The sequence below is a fragment of the Streptomyces sp. NPDC059255 genome (assembly GCF_042752355.1).
Classification (GTDB): Bacteria; Actinomycetota; Actinomycetes; order Streptomycetales; family Streptomycetaceae; genus Streptomyces.
Genome location: NZ_JBHYZP010000029.1, coordinates 1 through 17,015 on the forward strand (window position 1 = coordinate 1; position 17,015 = coordinate 17,015).

16 protein-coding genes are annotated in these 17,015 nt (G+C 70.3%); 14 read left to right on the plus strand and 2 right to left on the minus strand.

The genetic code is table 11. The features are described 5' to 3' along the window. Nucleotides 1-332 precede the first annotated feature (332 nt). The 8 genes from ACFXKG_RS28295 to ACFXKG_RS28330 all read left to right on the plus strand — a co-directional run bounded on the left by ACFXKG_RS28295 (nucleotide 333) and on the right by ACFXKG_RS28330 (nucleotide 8,977). Nucleotides 333-1,445 (plus strand): C40 family peptidase, encoded by a 1,113-nt coding sequence (locus tag ACFXKG_RS28295; RefSeq protein WP_384844929.1) that lies wholly within the window; start codon nucleotides 333-335, stop codon nucleotides 1,443-1,445. 114 nt (nucleotides 1,446-1,559) lie between these two features. Further along, nucleotides 1,560-1,871 (plus strand): DUF6112 family protein, encoded by a 312-nt coding sequence (locus ACFXKG_RS28300; RefSeq protein ID WP_384845266.1) that lies wholly within the window; start codon nucleotides 1,560-1,562, stop codon nucleotides 1,869-1,871. Next, complete coding sequence (locus tag ACFXKG_RS28305; RefSeq protein ID WP_384844932.1) at nucleotides 1,871-2,560, plus strand: hypothetical protein; 690 nt, start codon at nucleotides 1,871-1,873, stop codon at nucleotides 2,558-2,560. Before ACFXKG_RS28300 ends, ACFXKG_RS28305 begins: the two co-directional genes overlap by 1 nt. A gap of 15 nt (nucleotides 2,561-2,575) precedes the next feature. Continuing rightward, complete coding sequence (locus ACFXKG_RS28310) at nucleotides 2,576-3,973, plus strand: ATP-binding protein (RefSeq protein WP_384844935.1); 1,398 nt, start codon at nucleotides 2,576-2,578, stop codon at nucleotides 3,971-3,973. 81 nt (nucleotides 3,974-4,054) lie between these two features. Then, nucleotides 4,055-5,527 carry an SCO6880 family protein gene (locus ACFXKG_RS28315; RefSeq protein ID WP_384845269.1) on the plus strand — a complete coding sequence of 491 codons (1,473 nt, stop codon included), beginning with the start codon at nucleotides 4,055-4,057 and terminating at the stop codon, nucleotides 5,525-5,527. Nucleotides 5,528-5,584: 57 nt separating this feature from the next. Next, on the plus strand, nucleotides 5,585-6,028 hold the full coding sequence (locus ACFXKG_RS28320; protein WP_384844938.1) for a DUF6238 family protein: 444 nt from the start codon (nucleotides 5,585-5,587) through the stop codon (nucleotides 6,026-6,028). A gap of 25 nt (nucleotides 6,029-6,053) precedes the next feature. Beyond that, complete coding sequence (locus ACFXKG_RS28325) at nucleotides 6,054-7,565, plus strand: ATP-binding protein (protein WP_384844941.1); 1,512 nt, start codon at nucleotides 6,054-6,056, stop codon at nucleotides 7,563-7,565. A gap of 140 nt (nucleotides 7,566-7,705) precedes the next feature. Then, the gene (locus ACFXKG_RS28330; RefSeq protein WP_384844944.1) at nucleotides 7,706-8,977 is read left to right on the plus strand and encodes a DUF317 domain-containing protein; all 1,272 of its coding nucleotides are present in this window, start codon (nucleotides 7,706-7,708) and stop codon (nucleotides 8,975-8,977) included. A 430-nt stretch (nucleotides 8,978-9,407) separates the two neighbouring features. Here the strand turns inward: ACFXKG_RS28330 and ACFXKG_RS28335 are convergent, their stop codons facing one another. Next, on the minus strand, nucleotides 9,408-9,839 hold the full coding sequence (locus ACFXKG_RS28335; RefSeq protein WP_384844947.1) for a DUF3592 domain-containing protein: 432 nt from the start codon (nucleotides 9,837-9,839) through the stop codon (nucleotides 9,408-9,410). A gap of 605 nt (nucleotides 9,840-10,444) precedes the next feature. On the opposite strand from ACFXKG_RS28335, the gene ACFXKG_RS28340 reads away from it, so the two are divergent. The 6 genes from ACFXKG_RS28340 (at nucleotide 10,445) to ACFXKG_RS28365 (ending at nucleotide 15,018) form a co-directional block, all read left to right on the plus strand. Beyond that, nucleotides 10,445-11,410 (plus strand): hypothetical protein, encoded by a 966-nt coding sequence (locus tag ACFXKG_RS28340; RefSeq protein ID WP_384844950.1) that lies wholly within the window; start codon nucleotides 10,445-10,447, stop codon nucleotides 11,408-11,410. A 32-nt stretch (nucleotides 11,411-11,442) separates the two neighbouring features. Continuing rightward, nucleotides 11,443-11,991 (plus strand): hypothetical protein, encoded by a 549-nt coding sequence (locus tag ACFXKG_RS28345; RefSeq protein WP_384844953.1) that lies wholly within the window; start codon nucleotides 11,443-11,445, stop codon nucleotides 11,989-11,991. Nucleotides 11,992-12,097: 106 nt separating this feature from the next. After that, nucleotides 12,098-12,883, plus strand: a complete 786-nt coding sequence (locus ACFXKG_RS28350; RefSeq protein WP_384844956.1) for a hypothetical protein — start codon at nucleotides 12,098-12,100, stop codon at nucleotides 12,881-12,883. Nucleotides 12,884-13,178: 295 nt separating this feature from the next. Beyond that, entirely contained in the window at nucleotides 13,179-14,015 is an 837-nt protein-coding gene (locus tag ACFXKG_RS28355) for a hypothetical protein (RefSeq protein ID WP_384844959.1), read from the plus strand. 12 nt (nucleotides 14,016-14,027) lie between these two features. Continuing rightward, complete coding sequence (locus ACFXKG_RS28360) at nucleotides 14,028-14,579, plus strand: hypothetical protein (protein WP_384844962.1); 552 nt, start codon at nucleotides 14,028-14,030, stop codon at nucleotides 14,577-14,579. A 166-nt stretch (nucleotides 14,580-14,745) separates the two neighbouring features. Beyond that, entirely contained in the window at nucleotides 14,746-15,018 is a 273-nt protein-coding gene (locus tag ACFXKG_RS28365) for a hypothetical protein (protein ID WP_384844965.1), read from the plus strand. Here ACFXKG_RS28365 and ACFXKG_RS28370 read toward each other — a convergent pair. Next, nucleotides 15,002-16,681 carry an ISAzo13 family transposase gene (locus tag ACFXKG_RS28370; protein ID WP_384844968.1) on the minus strand — a complete coding sequence of 560 codons (1,680 nt, stop codon included), beginning with the start codon at nucleotides 16,679-16,681 and terminating at the stop codon, nucleotides 15,002-15,004. The genes ACFXKG_RS28365 and ACFXKG_RS28370 overlap by 17 nt on opposite strands. Nucleotides 16,682-17,015: the final 334 nt, after the last annotated feature.

Sequence of the window (17,015 nt, forward strand, 5' to 3'; positions counted from 1 at the left end):
TTTTTTTTTTATACCCTGGGGGGGGGGGGGCCCCCACCCCCCCCCCCCCACGCCCCACTTTTTGGTCAACCGCCGATCCGCGCCTACAGTTTTACAACCGCCAGGAACACACCGACGACTGTCCCAACCTCGTCGGCGCCGCACGCCTGGCAAGCCTCGCGGGTGGCAACTCGCCCGCGCCCCACCCTTGATCGTCCGCCCTCCGGACGCGGGGCCTCTTCCGCCACGCCCCGCGTACGCCGCGCCCCGGACACCACCGTGAAGGACACCCTCATGACTTCCCGTTGCCCTCCCCTGTCCGCGCCCGATAGTGGGCGAGCGGGTCACGCGGGTTGAAGGCGCTCGCCGCCGGTATCGGCGTCGTCGTCCTCTCCCCGTTCCTCCTGGGCGGCGCGGCTGTGATGATGGCCGCCTCCAGCGAATCCGCCCAGAGCACGGGCGCCATCGGCTCGTGCCTGCCCGCCCTCGACACCGGGAAAATCACCGGGGAGGTGACCCGGATTCTCGACGGCGCGGATGCTTCCGACGTGCGTATCGAGGGTCTGGCCCTGCCCGACGAGCAGATTCCCCATGCTCAGACCATCGTCGCCACCGGCATCGGGCTGCAGGTTCCCCGGCGCGGGCAGATCGTCGCGCTGGCCACCGCCATGCAGGAAAGCCGTCTGCGTAACCTCTCCTACGGCGACCGCGATTCGCTCGGGCTGTTCCAGCAGCGGCCCAGCCAGGGCTGGGGCACCGCCGAGCAGATCCGCGACCCCGTCTACGCCTCGCAGAAGTTCTACAAGGCGCTGCTGGGGGTGAGCGGCTGGCAGCAGATGACGGTCACCCAGGCCGCCCAGGCGGTCCAGCGCTCCGGCTACCCGGACGCCTACGCCCAGTGGGAGCCCCTCTCCACCGCCCTGCAGAAAGCCATCGCCGCCACCTTCCCCGGCGCCGGCGACAACACCGCCGGCCAGGACACCGAACCCGCCACCCCCGGATGCGACCGTGCGGACGGCTCGGCCTTCGGGAAGATCCCCGAAGGCGCCGTGCCGAAGGGATACACCATCCCCAAGTCAGCCGATCCGCGGGCGCGCAAGGCCATCGAGTGGGCGATGCGGCAGCTCGGGATGATGTATCAGTGGGGCGGCTCCTGCACCGATGCGCACGGCCCGGACCCGATGGGCCGCTGCGACTGCAGCTCGCTGATGCAGCAGGCATACGCCCACGCCGGCGTGACACTCACCCGCACCACATACACACAGGTCAGCGAAGGCAAGGCCGTCTCCCCCAACCGGCTCCGGCCCGGCGACCTGATCTTCAGCCGGGGCACCAAGAGCCGCCCCGAACATGTCGGCCTGTATCTCGGCGAGGGCCTGGCCATCGAGGCGCCGCGCACCGGAAAGCCGGTCCGGATCACCCCGCTCACCGACTGGGACATCCTCACCGTCCGCCGCGTCCTCTGACACCAGTCCACCCTCACGCATCGCTGGGCATCGCTGGCGCCCCTCCCCATTTCCCCCGCCCGTCTTCCGTTGGCCCTCACCCGGCCCGCGTACGCAAGGAGCCTTGTCATCCCTCTGCCTCCCCTCCCCGACCGTCTCGTCCAGCTCGCCTACGACCCGGGGATCACCCCGAAGGACGGGGGCCTGCCCGGTCTGGCGGTCCTGAAGAACGTCGTCAACTCGATCAACCTGTTCGGGATCGTGGCCGTGGTCGGCGCGCTCGCCGTGTCGCTCGGTGTCTGGGCGTGGGGTCACCATTCCGGTGGCCACCAGGCCGAGGCGAACGGGAAGAAGGGCGCGGTCGTGGCGGCCGGCGCCGCCATCGGGCTCGGTGCCGCCAACGGGATCGTCCGGTTCTTCTCCGCCCTCGGCTCCCAGGTCCAGTGATGCGCAACCCTTTCCCCTCCCCCGCGCCCTTCGGTCAGGGCTTGTCGGCGAACCGGCGCATCGCTCTGCTCGCGACCGGCCTGGCCTGCCTCCTCGCCATCGCCGGCGCAACCGTGTATTTCACCGGCCGCGGTGAACAACACCGTCCCCCACCCGCCGCCGCATCCCCGTCCGAGGCCGACAGCCCTTCGCCCTCGAACAGTGCGCGGCCGACGGACGGGAAGACGGGCTCGGTGCCCGCCCCGCCGCGGATCTCCGATCCGGTGGAGTTCGCGAAGGCCGCAGCCCGGATGCTCTGGTCCTACGACACCCGCACCACCCGCCACGAGCAGCAGCTCGCCGGCATGGAGGCGTGGATGACCGAGGAGAGCCGGTACAGCGACTGGTCGTCGGTGTCCGCGCAGATGCCGACGCCGGCTTTGTGGGCGCGGATGGGCGACCAGCACCAGCGTGCCACCGCCACGGTGACCGAGGGCCACTATCCCTCCGCGTTCAAGCAGGCTCTGGCGGAGGATCCGTCGGCGATCACGCAGGCGTACATCTATGCCGTGACCGTGACGGGCAAGCAGCGGATCGCCTGGTCGAAGGGCGGTCAGGGGGCGGAGGACCGTTCGGTCACGCTCGCCGTGCAGTGCCGCCCCTCGCAGGACTGTTCCCTCGTGTCCATCGCCCCGCGCGTAGCGCCCTGACGGAAGGAGTCCCTCGTGGAGTTCTGTGATCTTCCCCTGACGGGCCCGGTCTGCGTGGTCGGAGAGGCCGTCGATTTCGCTTCCGATCCGGGCAAGGCGATCGGTGACTGGCTGGCGAAGTCGACCGGTGAGCTGGCGGCGGCCTCGGCCGATCTCGCGGCCAAGGCGGTCGACGCCACCACCCGCGTCGACCTCAACGCCGCCTGGTTCCGCGACAACTACGAGACCATCCTCCCGATCGCCCTGATCGTCCTGGTGGCCACGTTCTGCGCCCAGTTGGTGCGGGCCGCAGTCAGGCGGGACGGCCAGGCCCTCGCCCAGGCGTTCACCGGCACCGCCTCCGGTGTGCTCTTCGCGTTCGCCGCCATCGCCATCACAACGGTGGCCCTCGAAGTGGTCGACGCGTTGTCCGCGGGGCTCCTCGCGTCCGCCAACCTGTCGATCGAGACCGCCGTGCGGCGCATCGTGCGGGTCGGACAGCTCGGGGCGCTCTCGGGCCTGGGCTGGATGGTGATGGTTCTCGCCGCCCTGGGATCGGCCATCGGAGCGCTCCTGTACTGGTGCGTGATGATGGTCCGCAAGGTCGGCATCCTGATCATGGTCACGCTGGCCGCGTTCGCCGGAGCCGGCGGCGGCTGGGAGGCCGGACGCCGCTGGCGCAAAGGCTGGATCGTGGCCACTTCCACCCTCGTCGTCTCGAAGCTGTTGATGACGATCATCTTCGTGCTCGGTGTCTCCGCGATGGGCGAGACCGAGTCGAAGGACGGTCTGACCGCGCTCGCCGACGTCCTCGCCGGCATCGTGATCATGATCCTGGTGCTGCTCTGCCCGTATGCCACCTTCAAGTTCGTCCACTGGGCGAGCGAGGGAAGCGACGGCGAGTCCCTGCACCGCGCCGGTGGCGCCGGCGCCCAGCTCGCCAAACAGCACGCCGAGCGGGCGGCGAAGAAGGCCGCCGCGATGGCGGCCACCGCCGGAACCGGCGGCGCCGCAGCAGGAGCCGGCGCAGGAGCTGGTTCCAGTGCCGGATCCGTTGGCGGAGCCGCCCCGCAAGGCCCGGACTCACTCCCCGGCAACATCACCTCCGGCCCCACCGGCGCAGGAGACGGCCAGGGCAGCCCACAGAGCGGTGGCACCGGCCTCTCGCCCGGCGGCGATGCGGTCAAGTCCGGTCTGGAGAAGGCCGTACAGCCCGCGCCGACCAGCCCGTCCCAGGACACCAGCGGCCAGATCGGCGGCAGCCCGGGACCAGGCGCCTCCTCGCCCGGCGCCACGGCCGGCCAGGGCAGCGAACGGGTTTTCACCCCGCCGACGACCAGCCCGCCGCCGCAGGGCCCGCCGCCGTCCGCGTCCGGTCCGCAGTCCGCCGGGGCCGGCCCGGCGGCAGCCGGGCAGCCCCCGTCCGGCCACTGACCAACTGCCCCATTCCCTGGGGCGGGAGGTGTCCCGCCTCGCCTCCCGACCCCGGTTCCGCCCGCGCATCCAGGACACCCACTGTCTGATCTCTCCGTTGCCCCGCTCACGGTCAAATTCCCGCACCGGTCACGGCGAGGCATCCTCCTCGGCCTCTCCCTGCCCCAACTCATCCTCACCTCCACCGCGTTGGCGCTGCTGCTGGGGACGTTGCTCTCTGCCGGTCTGCTCGGTGCCATCGTCCTGGCCCCGCTGTGGGCCGCGATCGGCGCGCTGGTCGTGATCCGGCGTCACGGGCGCTCGCTTGTCGACTGGGCTCCGGTCGTCGCCCGCTACGCGTACCGGCGCCGGACCAGCCAGATCCTGTGGCTCGCCCGGCCCGTGACCCGTCCCCGCCACGACGGCATCCTCCACCTGCCCGGAACCGCAGCCTCTCTGAGGGTCGTCACCCCGGGCGACTCCGCGAACGGAGCCGCGGCCGTGCACGATCCGCACCGTCAGACCCTGACGGCCGTTGCCCGTGTCTCCTCGCGCGCTTTCGTCCTGCTCGATCCCGCCACGCAGAACCATCACGTGACCGGCTGGGGGCGCGCTCTCGCCGGCACCGCCCGGACCGGGCATGTCGCCGCGGTGCAGGTGCTGGAGCGGACCGTTCCCGACGGCGGCGACACCCTGGCCCGCCACTGGGCCCGGCACGGCCACTCCACCGCACCGGTCGCCGGACAGATCTACGCCGATCTCGTCGCCTCGGCCGGACCCGCCGCAGCCCCGCACGAGACCTACCTGGCCATCTCCCTCGACCTCAAAGCCGCCAAGAGGCTCATCAGCCAGGCCGGGGGCGGACTGCCCGGGGCGTTCACGGTGATGGAACAGACCACCGCGTCGATCGCGCAGGCAGCGCGGGACGCCGGACTGATGGTGAACGGATGGCTGAACGCGCGGGAGATCGCCGCCGTCATCCGCACCGCCTACGACCCCACCGCCCTGCCCGCCCTGCAGCAGTGGTCGGCGACCGGCCGGGCCGAGGCCGACCCGGCCGCTGCGGGCCCTGTCGTTCAGTATGAGGAGTACGACCGGCTCGCCACCGACACCGCCCGCCACACCACCTACTGGGTGGAGAACTGGCCCCGCACCGAAATGGGCGCAGGTTTCCTCCACGGGCTGATGTTCACCCCCGGCGTCCGGCGCACCCTCTCCCTCCTCTACGTGCCGCAGTCCCTGGAGTCCGCGCTGCGCGACGTCCAGCGCCGCAAGGCCGCGATCATCGCCGACGCCAGCGAACGCACCCGTCGCGGGCAGGTCGACAGCGAGGAAGACTCCGTCGAATACGCCGACGTCAAAGCCCGTGAACGCCAGCTCATCGCCGGGCACGCGGACGTCGCCCTGACCGGTCTGGTCACCCTCACCGCCACCACCGACCGCGCTCTGGACGCGGCGTGCGCACAGATCGAGACCGCCGCCGTCACCGCCGGCGTCGACCTGCGCCGCCTCCACTACCAGCAGCCTCCCGCCTTCACCCTCGCCGCCCTCCCCCTCGCGCATACCGCTTTGTGAGGAAGCCGCCCGCACAGACGATTCAGCCCCGGCAGCGGCAGGAAGGAACACTCTCTTTTGACCACATCCTCGCGCCCGAGTGACGCGCACCCCTATCTCCGGGCCGCGAGCGCGGGCATCCGCCACCACACCCGAAGTGTCCGGGCCGACACCCTGGTGGTGGACCGCGTCCACCTGAACGTGCTCCACGCCCACCTCACCGCCCTCCACCAGCTCCTCGACCAGCTCGCCGAGACCGCGCGCCCGCCCCATCCGGGCGCGGGCCGCAACCTCGCCACCGCGCGCACCCGCCTCTGGCAGACGACCGCCGCCGTCCACGACGCCTTCCACCTCCTGCCCGGCACCGCGCCGGACGCGGACCGGTGCCACCCCGAACGGCTCCCGGAAGGACCCCCCGTCCTCACGATCTGCCAGCGGCACCTGGCCGCCGGACACATCGCCCGCCGTACCACCACCCCCACCGACCTCAACCGCCCCCACACCACCGCATGTGTGCGATGAACAGCCGCCGAAACCAGGAGGCCCGTTGAGCCGGCCAGGGCGCCGGGACCGCCGTGCTTCCGCCAGCCCGCTGTTCACCCCGCACGGCACCGACCGCGCCAGCCGCAAAACGGCACGCCGTGAACTCGCCGAAGCCACCGCGAAAGCCCGCGCCGAAGCCACCACCCCTTCCCCGGGCTCGGAGCCCGCGGAACACGCAGCCCCCGCGCCCCTGTATCCGGCGGGCGGACGCCCGGGGCCGGCTTCCGCCCGCGGGAACCGGCTGAAACTGCCCGCCCACCGCATGACCACCGCCATCGCCGCCGGGGCGTACCCGTTCCTCGCCGAAGGCGGGCTCGGCGCCGAAGGCATCTACATCGGCCGCGACGTCCACGCCGAAGCCTCCTACGTGTTCGACCCCTTCGCCCTGTACGGGAAGGTCGAGGGCTTCACCAACCCCAACGTCCTGCTCGCCGGCGTGATCGGCCAGGGCAAGAGCGCGCTCGCCAAGAGCTTCGCGCTGCGGTCGGTGGCCTTCGGATACCGTGTCTACGTCCCCTGCGACCCCAAGGGCGAATGGACCCCGGTCGCTCTGGCGCTGGGCGGCACCTCCGTCGCCCTGGGCCCCGGGCTGCCCGGCAGACTCAACCCCCTGGACGCCGCCCCGCGCCCCGCGAGCGTGACCGAGACGGACTGGGCCGGGGAGATCCGTAAACGGCGTCTGCTGCTGCTCGGCTCGCTGGCCCGCACCGTCCTCGGCCGGGACCTGCTGCCCACCGAGCACACCGCCCTCGACATCGCCCTGGACACCGTCGTCACCCGGGCCGCCGAAACCGGCCGCGCCCCGCTCCTGGGCGACATCGCCGCCGCCCTGAACGACTCCGCCGCCCTCGACGAGGCCGCCGGCATGATGTCCGGGCGGCTCGGGGACGCGGCCCGCGACCTCGCCCACGCCATGCGCCGCCTGGTGGCCGGCGACCTCGCCGGCATGTTCGACGCCCCCTCCACCGTACGGTTCGACCCCAGCGCGCCGATGCTCACCATCGACCTGTCCCGGCTCGGCGGATTCGGCGACGACACCGCGCTCGTCCTGGCGATGACCTGCGCCTCCGCCTGGATGGAGTCCGCCCTCACCGACCCGAACGGCGGCCGGCGCTGGATCGTCTACGACGAGGCATGGCGCCTGATGCGCCACGCCGGCCTCCTCCAGCGCATGCAAGCCCAATGGAAACTGAGCCGCGGGCTGGGCATCGCGAACCTGATGGTCATCCACCGGCTGTCCGACCTGCTCACCGCCGGCGACGCCGGATCACAGGGCCGCGCCCTGGCCGAGGGCCTCCTCGCCGACTGCTCCACCCGCATCATCTACCGCCAGGAAACCGACCAACTCCACGCAGCCGCCGCCCTCCTCGGCCTGACCACGGTCGAGATGGACGCCATCGCCCACCTCAACCGGGGCCGCGGACTGTGGAAGGTCGCCGGACGCAGCTTCATCGTCCAGCACCTCCTGCACCAGCAGGAACTGGCCCTCTTCGACACCGACGCCCGCATGCACTGAAAAGCCTGTCAGTTCCGGGAAATTGCGGCCGCATTCCCGTGAGCTTGCGGGCGAGTCCCCCTTCGACAAGAACGCCGCCACCTGAGGAGAACGCCGTTCATCCACCTTCCGAAACCGGCTCCGCCCATGAGGGCACCGAGGTGCTCGTCACTCCGCGCTACCTGGCCGGCCCTCGCGACGACGCCTTCGAGATCTTCACCGCCGCCTTGTTCCAACACGGGTGGACCTGCATCGACGACGGGTATGACTTCAGGCTCTTCACGAGCCCGTGCCTGCGTGTCCGGGTCGGCTGGCTCCCCGAAGTCCCCGCAGAAAAGCCGATCCAGATCACCGCCAGCACACATCCGCTGAAGTCGCCCCTGTGGCACATCTCCCTGGACGACCAGGCGCCCACCGAGTTCCTGACGGCCGTCATCACCACGCTGGCACGCACACTCGCCGAATCCCCCCACACCCTGTTCGCCCCGGACAACGACCAGCCCGACGACCTTCCCCTCCCGCCCACCTGGACAGGCTCCTCAGGACCACGCGTCTCCCACGGAAAAGCACCCGACAACCTGGCCAGCTACTCCGCCACCCCCTACAGCCACCCGGCGAACCGGCCGCCTGAGGAACAAACCAGATGGGAGTTCCGCGCCGGTCCACGAGAACACGCCTGGCAAGCCCGGTTCAGCCCGGCCACACCACCCGTACTCGTCGAGGCGTTCCACCGCTCCTTCACCGACCCCGCGCCCTTGACCCGGCACAGGTACGAACTCGATCCCCTCCTGCTTCCACACCTCACGCTCACCGACCCGGCCACATCAAGCCCCGGCGACGCCCCCACCACCAGCCAGAGCGGTCAGTCCATGAATGCCGACGCACGTCGCGACCTGATACCCCGCAGCACCACGCTAAGCCTCATCGAAACCCTCGACACCCTGCGAGGCAGATTCCTCGACGCCACCGAGCAGTGGGAACTGCTGGACGAGACCGGTCATGTACCGGCTGAGCCGTCCTATCCCGGGCTGCTCCAGCAGGCTCTCGACTCCCAGGCCCTCTCCCGCGAAGTCGTCCAGCTGACCGTCGGCTTCGCCCACAGCGCCACCAGCACGACCCGCGCCGGCACCAGCCTGCTCGCCCACCTCGCCATCGCAGCCACCCACTCCAGCCACGCCGTGCCGTACTTCGCCGGGACCGCGCAGGAGGCTCTGTCCCTGAACTCCTCGCCGACCGACCGGAAGTACCAGGAAAACCGCATGGTCATCATCCACGCGACGGCGCGCCGCTATCTGCGGCGCACGTCGGAATCGCTCGGCGAGGCCGTCAAGGGTCTCCACGACCATCTCGAATTCCACCGCTTCTTCCCCCCGTCTGCCGGCCGGGAGGTCCCGGCGCCTCCGCCGCCCGGGCAGGGCGCGCCCCACCGTTAGGGCGGGTATCGGGTCGTGATCAAGACGTTTGCGTGAGGTCTTTGATCCAGATCACGATCGTCCGCGGCGGTGTGCCGTCATCGGCGCCAGCGCGAAAGGCTGGAGAGGATCTGGCAGCACTCCTCGCTGATCTCCACTACGGGCAGACGGTGGCGATCTCCCGATTGAACTGGTCGAACTTGCGCCGACGACGCCAAGCAGTCCCGCATCGCTGTCATTACGTGGGCGTTGTCGCATGATCGAGGGACGGCCCGCGGGCGCGGTCAGCGGGGCGCTGGGGAAGCTGGCCACAACCTGCCTCGGCGGCATGGAACAGAGGCGCACACAACGCGGTCAGTCAAAGAGGGAAGGCAGATCGGTCGCCTACTCCAACCTCGTCAAATACCTCCGGGGCCGCCACGGCATCCGCCCCTTGGACTCTCTCACCTGATCAGAGGACAATCTCGGTGAAAAGCGCCACCGCAGTGGCAAACAAAGCGAGCGCGATGAAGGCCGTCTTGACGCGGCCGTCTCCGCGATACCCGGCGATTTCTATGCTCTGGGGGTTGACGGGGTCGTAGATCACCCGGACCTTTTCATCCGAGAAGGCTTCCATTTTGGGCGGATAGGACTTCCAGTTCGGGGACTCGGCGATGATCTCCTCGCCGCCGGGAGGGGTGAATGCCACGACGGGATAGAAACGTGCCCTGCCGTCCTCGTCCTCGTCCTCGCGTGCGCCGACCAGGTCGGCGTCGATCCACTCCCCCCGCATGGACAGCCGGAACTTGCGCCACGCGTTCACGGACTCGCTGACCCCGATGATCCCCAGCAGAAGAAAGAGAAGAACGCCGAAGATCTTTTCCAACACGACTTCCGCTACCATGCGCCGCATTTTACCTCGACCTTTGGTGAGGGGTCGCCGGAGCAACAAGGAAAAGGCGGTCCGCCTTGCCGGGCCGGGATCGGAACGTAAAATTTCCGGAACCTGCTCCTGGAATTCATTGCGGCTTGCCCTCAGGTTTGCATCCAGGGGCGGCGAGGAAGAGGAGTCCCGCCTCCTGAATCCCTTACGCCGCACCAGACCGGCGCCGAAGCAGAGACCTGATCGGCCGTATCGGGCACCGGCTGGAGGCGGACGCGAAGCTGTTGATGCTCATGTCCACGTCCCGCTACAACCCGGCCATCCAGCCAAACCCGCAGCTCAGACAGCAACATCCTGCTGGAGTACCGGCTTGCACCGAAGTATCCACGTACCAGTCTCAAGGAGCCCTCTGACCCGCCCCGCCAGTTTCAGCGACGCCGACTGGGCCGAGCACCAGCAGTGCCAAGCCGAGCACGACGCCCTCCTCGCGCAGTCCCCCGGACACGAAGCCCAGATGGAACACAACCCGGCCGACGCCCGCGACGCATACGCGGTCACCGCCACACCCCGTCCCGCCCGCCGGATCCCGTCGCCGCACCGGGCACCCGCCTCCCGCGGGAGAATCCGTGGCCACTGACAATCCGGGAGGCCCGGACTCACCCCGCCCCGGCGCCCGCCGCGAGACGGCCCAGGGGGTGCCACTCGCCCCGCTCCCCGACCACCGCAACGCGAACACCGCCTGGTGGCAGGAGCAGTGGCGCCATCACGCGCACATCACCACGCCACTGCGGCAGCGCGGACTGACATGCGACATCGAGTTCGCCCTCAGCTCCTTCATCGTGCGCGTACCGCTCGCGGACAGCAGTTACCTGATCATCGGCCCGCCGCAGGAGACCACCCCCAACGCCCCGTTCGGGGATCCGGAGGGGTGGACCGTGACCCGCCAGCACGCTGATCACCACGAGCTGTTCGAGGTGATCTACGACTCCGCCCCCAGCGCCGGCTCCGGTGCCCCCGAGCGGCCCGAAGTCCGGCACGGCATGAGCGCCACGCCCCTGGTCGAGGCGATCGACCAGCACCTTGCCCGGCTCGGGCTGCTGCCCGACACCGCCTCGTCCGCCCGAACCCCGCTCGTGGCCGCCGCCCCGGAGCCCCACGGGTCCAATGCCCCGGATCTCTCCGGCGACGTGGAAGATGCCTCCGTCTACCCCTATGGCGATGCTCTGCGCGCTCTGACCGACCGTCTCAACAGAACCGAGTCGCACGCGGAAGTCGCCAACCTGCTGCACCAGATCGTAGACCCGGACAAGGGCCTTCTGGAACGGCTCGCCGACTTCTTCGAAGCGGCGGCCGACAAAGCCAAGGACGCCGAGCAGGACGAGGGATTCGACCTGTCGGACGACCTCGCCGACGCCGCAGCCCAAGTCCGCGACCTCGGAGAAATACTGCATGTGACGGAAGAAGGGATGCGCGCACTGACCTCACCGCCGCCGGTGCCCTTGCCGTCCCGAGCCCTGCCCCGGACGCCGCAGCTTCCCTCGCCGGACCTCCCGCCAGCGGCACCGAAGTCCCTCCGGGCACCACGCCGTTGACCCCGGCCTCACGGGCCCGCGAAAGTGCCCCCGTGCTGTCCGGCTTCGATGCCATGGTCCAACTCCGCAGCCTGGCCGAGCACATTCACCACACGGCCGACGACATGCCCCTCACCGGCCCCGCGCACACCGTCAACGACAACCTCGACGAACTCGAAGACCGCGTCCGTGACACCGTCGGGCTGATCGTCCACGTCACCGGTGCCGCAGCCACAGCAGACCGCGAGGCCCGCAGCCACCCCGGAGCGCAGGCCGAAGCCACCCGGCGCCGGGTCACCGCACTGACCCATGCCGTGAGCACCCTCGGGCGCGCCCTGGCCGACCTGACCCAGGCCGTCGCCCACGCCGGTGTTCTGCACCAGGCCGCCGCTCTTCCGCGCTCCGCTCTGCTGACCGGTGTCCGGGACGCCACCCGCCTGCTGCTCACAACCCGGCTCAACAGTGCCCGAGAGCACCTCCACGAGGCAGGCCGTCAACTCCAGCACGACGCCGCGCAGCTCTCCCCGCCGATCACACCCGGCCACCCGCAGGTCCCCGCCGCCGCGCCGGAAGCCGCCCCGGTAAACCCCCGGCGCCGGTAGGGCCCCGCCCTCGTACGAGAAGAGGTCGGGCGTCATGCCCGTCGCCCTCCGTGGCAGATCACGCAGTCCTCCTCGCTCACTTCACCCGAACCGCCCCTGGGATCACATGCCCACACTCCGCACCGACCTTTCCGCCTTCGCCCATGCCCTGGCCGCCCGGCTGCCCGACCGCTGGACCAGCACGTACGAACGGCACGCCCCGTACAAGGACCAGTTCGAGACCAGCCGCGGGCTCTGGGACTCCGGCCACGTCGCCGCCGTCGCCCATCAATATGTTCTCGGCCACCACGCGATCCTTCACGGTCCGGACAACCTGCAGCTCTACGTCGCGGACCGCCCGCTGCGCCGTCACCAGTTCGTCGTCGCTGCGCTGGAGCCCGAAGGCCACGGCATCCGCCCCCACCACTTCGCGGAGGTCGACGATCCGTCCGGAATCGCTGTCCCCGACGATCCGGCACGTGCAGCAGCCCAGGTCACCCGCCGTCTCCTGCCCCGCTACCAGGCGGCCCTGAACACGGTGCGCCACAACGCGGCAACCCACCCGGAACCTCCGCACCGCCCCGGACCACCGCAGGCGGCCCGCGTGGTCACCCTGACCTGGTACGAGGACGGAGCACTCGGCGCACCGTACGAGAGTGTTCCCGAGGATGCCCGGATGACGCTGTACAGCCTCGGTTTCCAGTACCACCCCCTCCAGGCCGCGTTCCTCCTGCCCGCCTCCTATGGCGAGGACGGCCGCGCACTGCGCCTGCGGGCCCTCACCCACCAGCTCGCGGACAGGGGCATCGGCGTGAACCTCCGCCACGCCACCACGCCGGCCGCCTCGCCGACTGCCACATCCACCCGGCCGCCTGTCGCGCCGCAGGTCAGCAGCACCGCGCGCCACCGCTGAGCAGCCACCACACCGGTGCGACCAACCGCCCCCAACCGCCCCCTTCCCCCTTTCGCCAGACCGAGGAGTATCCATCCGCACCGTCCGCCGCACACTGCCACTGATCACCACCGTCCTGGGCCTCGCCCTCGCGAGCACTGCCTGCACCAGCGACAACGACAGCGGCAGCGGCACTCCTGCCGCCGGGACGACGACACCCCGCGTCACCGCCGCGCCGGCGCCGGTGCCCGCGCTCACCCGCACGCAGGCCCGCGACGCCATCACCACCTATTCGAGGATCAACAACGTCGCGCGGATGAGCCAGAACCGTGTGCTCCTCGACACCGTCGAGGGCGGACCCCGCTACGCGATGTCCCTGGCCGACCTCAAGCAGGACCAGGCCCTGCCGGCGGCGGACCGCGAACCCTACCGGCCGTGGGCGTACGACCTCGCGGCCACCGACCTCTACATCCCGCGCCTGGGGCCCGGCGAGCAGCGGTGGTTCGCCGCCGTGACCCGGGCCGGCAGCAAGAAGCAGTTCGCCCGCGTCCTCGTCCTGGCCGAGGACGCCAGGTCGAAGGGGTGGGAGATGGTCGCCACCATCGACGTCGATGATCCGCAGGACCTTCCGGATGTCGTCCTCGACGCCGACGGCTACGCCACCGCGGTCGACGCCGCGACGAAGACCCTGGCGACCCCGCTCGGGGTGTTGCGTTCGGCTGTTGCCGACAACTTCGTCACCGGCGGTGAGCGCACAGGGCGCAAGCTCCTGGCGCCGACCGAGTCCGCCCGGCGGCAGATCACGGTCCACGACGAGACCATCGGGAAGTTCGGGCCCAGGGGCACCACCCGCTTCGCCGCGGCGCCGGCGGAGTTCGCCGACGCCTACGCGCTCAAGACCGCGACGGGAGCGTTGGTCGTCTTCTCCCACACGCACACCCAGCACGATGCCGCGACCGTGCCGGGGCTGCAGATCGTTCCGGAGAAGGAGGACCGTGCCTGGCTCGGCACCAGCCCGAGCCCGGCCTTCGCCTACCGCTTCACCTGCTCGAACGCCGCCGCCGTCCCCGACGCCCCGGGGCGCGCCAGCCTCCTGGGCTACGGCTGCCGCCGCACCGACGCCCAGGCCCCCGCACCGAGCACCTCCCTCTAGGAACACACCACCATGCACCAGAATCCTGACTTCGAGTTGTACGACAACGTCGGCCGGACCTCCGAGCAGATCGCCGCCGCCCGTTACGGCATTGCCACCCGGGATGACCTTCTTCGCTGGGCGGCGCGGGACGCGGAACAGTTCCTCGCCGAGCACCCGCTGCCGGACGCGCCGCTGCCGGTGCCGGATACGGCGCCGTATCTCGCCGCCCTCGCCGCGGCCAAGACTCCCGCGGAGGTCAGCGCCGTCACCCAGCACCTGCTGGACTGCGCCGAGCCCGCACTGAACGCGGTGAGTGAACTCCTGGCGGCCATCGCCCGGTGGGGCGACCGCCACCGCCATGCGGAGAAGGGGGATCCGCCCAAGATGCTCATGGAAGCGGCCAGCCGCAGCCTGTCCGTACTCGCCCTCGCCCACCAGGCCGACCTCGCCGTCCTGCGCGCCGAATACGACCCCGCGCCCGCCCCGCCGGCCGGCCAGCCGCCGGGGCCGATCCGGGTATCGGGTGGTCTTCCCCCCGCCCCGCCGAGTACCCCGCCCGCCGGCCAGGCGCCCGGCCGCTAACCCGCAACGCCCGCCGGAGGCCCTCCTGTCCATCCGTTCCTTCATCGCCCGGCCCACCCCAAGCGGCTACGCCGGGATATACGTCCACCTCGACGGGCAGCCGAACGCGAAGCTGCCCCTGCTCCTGGCCGCCTACCAGTACCGGTTCGCCCGCGACCATCAGGCCATGGCGCGGCATCTCATCGACGATGTCCCCGTCGGCTGGGAAACACTGGGCACCGACCTCCTCGACGGCGCACCGGCCGAACTCGTCACCACGCTGACCCGCGGCCGGAGATGGCCCAGCAGCACCCTGGACCACTCGATCACCCTTGACGGTTCCCCGCCGGCACGGATGACGGTCACCCACGAGCACGCAGCCGACCAGAACCTCCAGTGGGGGTACGTCCTGCGTCCGAACGGCATTAAGGGCTTGCCAGGAATCAACACGCTGGTTTGATCTTGGAGTTGTCTGGGCCGAGGAATCTGGCGATGTCGGCTGGTGTGCGGAAACGGGCTGTTGAGGCGGGGATGCAGACGCCGTGTGCTTCCAGGAGCGGGCGGACGTCTTTGACTGCGCGGCTGATGGTTATGGCGGTGGTGTTGAAGAGCTGCCCGAGGAGCTCCTGAAGAGAGTGCTTTCGCAGGTAGAGGACGGTGACCAGGATCTGGTCGGCGGGGGTGAGTGTGGGTTTGCGTCCTGTCCCGCGGGCGACGCGGCGTGATCCACCGCGGGCTGCGTGGCGGGCTCGTTCACGGCGCTCTTCCAGCCCGGGCATCAGGGTGCCGATGAGGTCGCTGAGTCGTTGGCGTGTCATGCCGGTCAGATCCGGATGTTGCAGGTCATAGGGCGTGAGGGGGTGAGAGCCGCCGGCTGACGTCCCGCCCTGCCGGGAACGGTCCGGGTGCGGTGGGTGACTGGCGGGGGCGAAGGTGTAGTTCCAGTCTCCGTGGAAGCGGTGGCGGCTGATCGGTAGGGCGGCGATGGCCTCGTCGCTGATCTGGATGCCGGTGGGGTACTGACCGTTGTCGAGTTCGGCGTGCACCGTCAGGCCGGTGCGGCTGGTGGTCGCGGCGATGGTGTGGAGCATGACTTCATGGCTGGTCAGGGGCCTGCCGCGCCAGTTCATGGTGATGTGGGAGAACAGCCGGTGCTCGATCTTGTTCCACTTCGACGTGCCGGGCGGTAGGTGACACACGGTGATCTCAAGACCGGTCTCGCGGGCGAGGTCGGCGAGGTGCGTTTTCCAGCCGCGGGTGCGGTAGCCGTTGGAGCCCCCGGCGTCAGCAGTGATCAGCAGTCGGCGGGCTCGGGGGTAGTCGTGCCGGCCGACCGCCTGCCACCAGCGGCGGATCGAGGCGACGGCGAACGCCGCGGTGTCGTGATCGGTGCCGATGCTGACCCAGCCGGTGTTCGCGGCCGTGTCGTAGATCCCGTACGGGATCGCCTTCTCGGCCTGGCTGGGGAAGTCGTGGGTGCTGACCTTCACGGGCCGCTGGGCGGGCCGCCACTCATGACCGGCGTTCTTGTAGTTGCCGATCAGTTCCTTCTTTTTGCTGTCCACGCTGATCACCGCATCTCCGGCGTCCCGGTGATCTCGTGCCTGCTCGTTGAGGTAGCAGAACTGGGCGTCCCGGTCCGGGTGTTGGGCGCCTTCGACGGTCTTGGCGTTGGCCTGCAGGCTGAAGCCTTCCTCCCGCAGCAGGTTGCCGACGGTGTCGGCGGAGACGCGGTGGCCCTGGCTGGTCAGTTCTGTTGCCAGGTTCCGGGTCGACTTCGTCGTCCAGCGAAGCGGCGACATCGGGTCGCCCCGCTCGTCAGGCTCGACCAAAGCCAGCAGGGCTGGAAGCAGTCCCGGATCCAGCTCGGTCGCCTTCTTCCGGCCTCCGCCCGCTCGACGGACCCGCCCCAACGGGCCCTGGCCGGACTCCAGTTCGGCCACCCCGCGAGAGACCGTGCCCTCCTGGACTCCGGCCGCACGGGCGACGAGCCTGATCCCGCCATGCCCCAGCGACCGTGCCTCCGCCCCTATGGCCAGGCGGCGCTGACGCTCGTCCAGATGCGGCAATAACATCTCGAACTTCGCGGCCAGCACGGCCTCGATCCCCTCCACACTCCCCATACCACAACAACGATCCCCAAAGCCGGAAGCAACGACTTATTTCCTGGCAAGCCCTAAAGTGATCAGCCTGGCCTACGAAGACGCCGGCCCGGTCGTCAACTGGAACACCGACCCGTGCAGCGTCTTCACCAACTGCGCGGACCGGTGGACCCCCCGTTCACCCGCGCCGGTCATCGTTCCCGCGCGCACCGCACCGACCAGAACCGCTGTCTCGGCCACCACGCCGAAGGCCGAGACGGGTGCTGCGCGGCGCCGCTAGAACCACCGGGCGGCGTGCCGCCCGGATGCAGCCGCCGTCTGCGGCCGGTACCGGGAGCTTCTTCACGTTTCGCCG

What these genes read in the sequence shown, in the direction of transcription:
- ACFXKG_RS28365 (WP_384844965.1), top strand. Translation starts at nt 14,746, where the DNA reads ATGGCGCGGCATCTCATCGACGATGTCCCCGTCGGCTGGGAAACACTG.
- ACFXKG_RS28360 (WP_384844962.1), top strand. Translation starts at nt 14,028, where the DNA reads ATGCACCAGAATCCTGACTTCGAGTTGTACGACAACGTCGGCCGGACC.
- ACFXKG_RS28335 (WP_384844947.1), bottom strand. Translation starts at nt 9,839, where the DNA reads ATGGTAGCGGAAGTCGTGTTGGAAAAGATCTTCGGCGTTCTTCTCTTT.
- ACFXKG_RS28305 (WP_384844932.1), top strand. Translation starts at nt 1,871, where the DNA reads ATGCGCAACCCTTTCCCCTCCCCCGCGCCCTTCGGTCAGGGCTTGTCG.
- ACFXKG_RS28355 (WP_384844959.1), top strand. Translation starts at nt 13,179, where the DNA reads ATGAGCCAGAACCGTGTGCTCCTCGACACCGTCGAGGGCGGACCCCGC.
- ACFXKG_RS28350 (WP_384844956.1), top strand. Translation starts at nt 12,098, where the DNA reads ATGCCCACACTCCGCACCGACCTTTCCGCCTTCGCCCATGCCCTGGCC.
- ACFXKG_RS28370 (WP_384844968.1), bottom strand. Translation starts at nt 16,681, where the DNA reads ATGGGGAGTGTGGAGGGGATCGAGGCCGTGCTGGCCGCGAAGTTCGAG.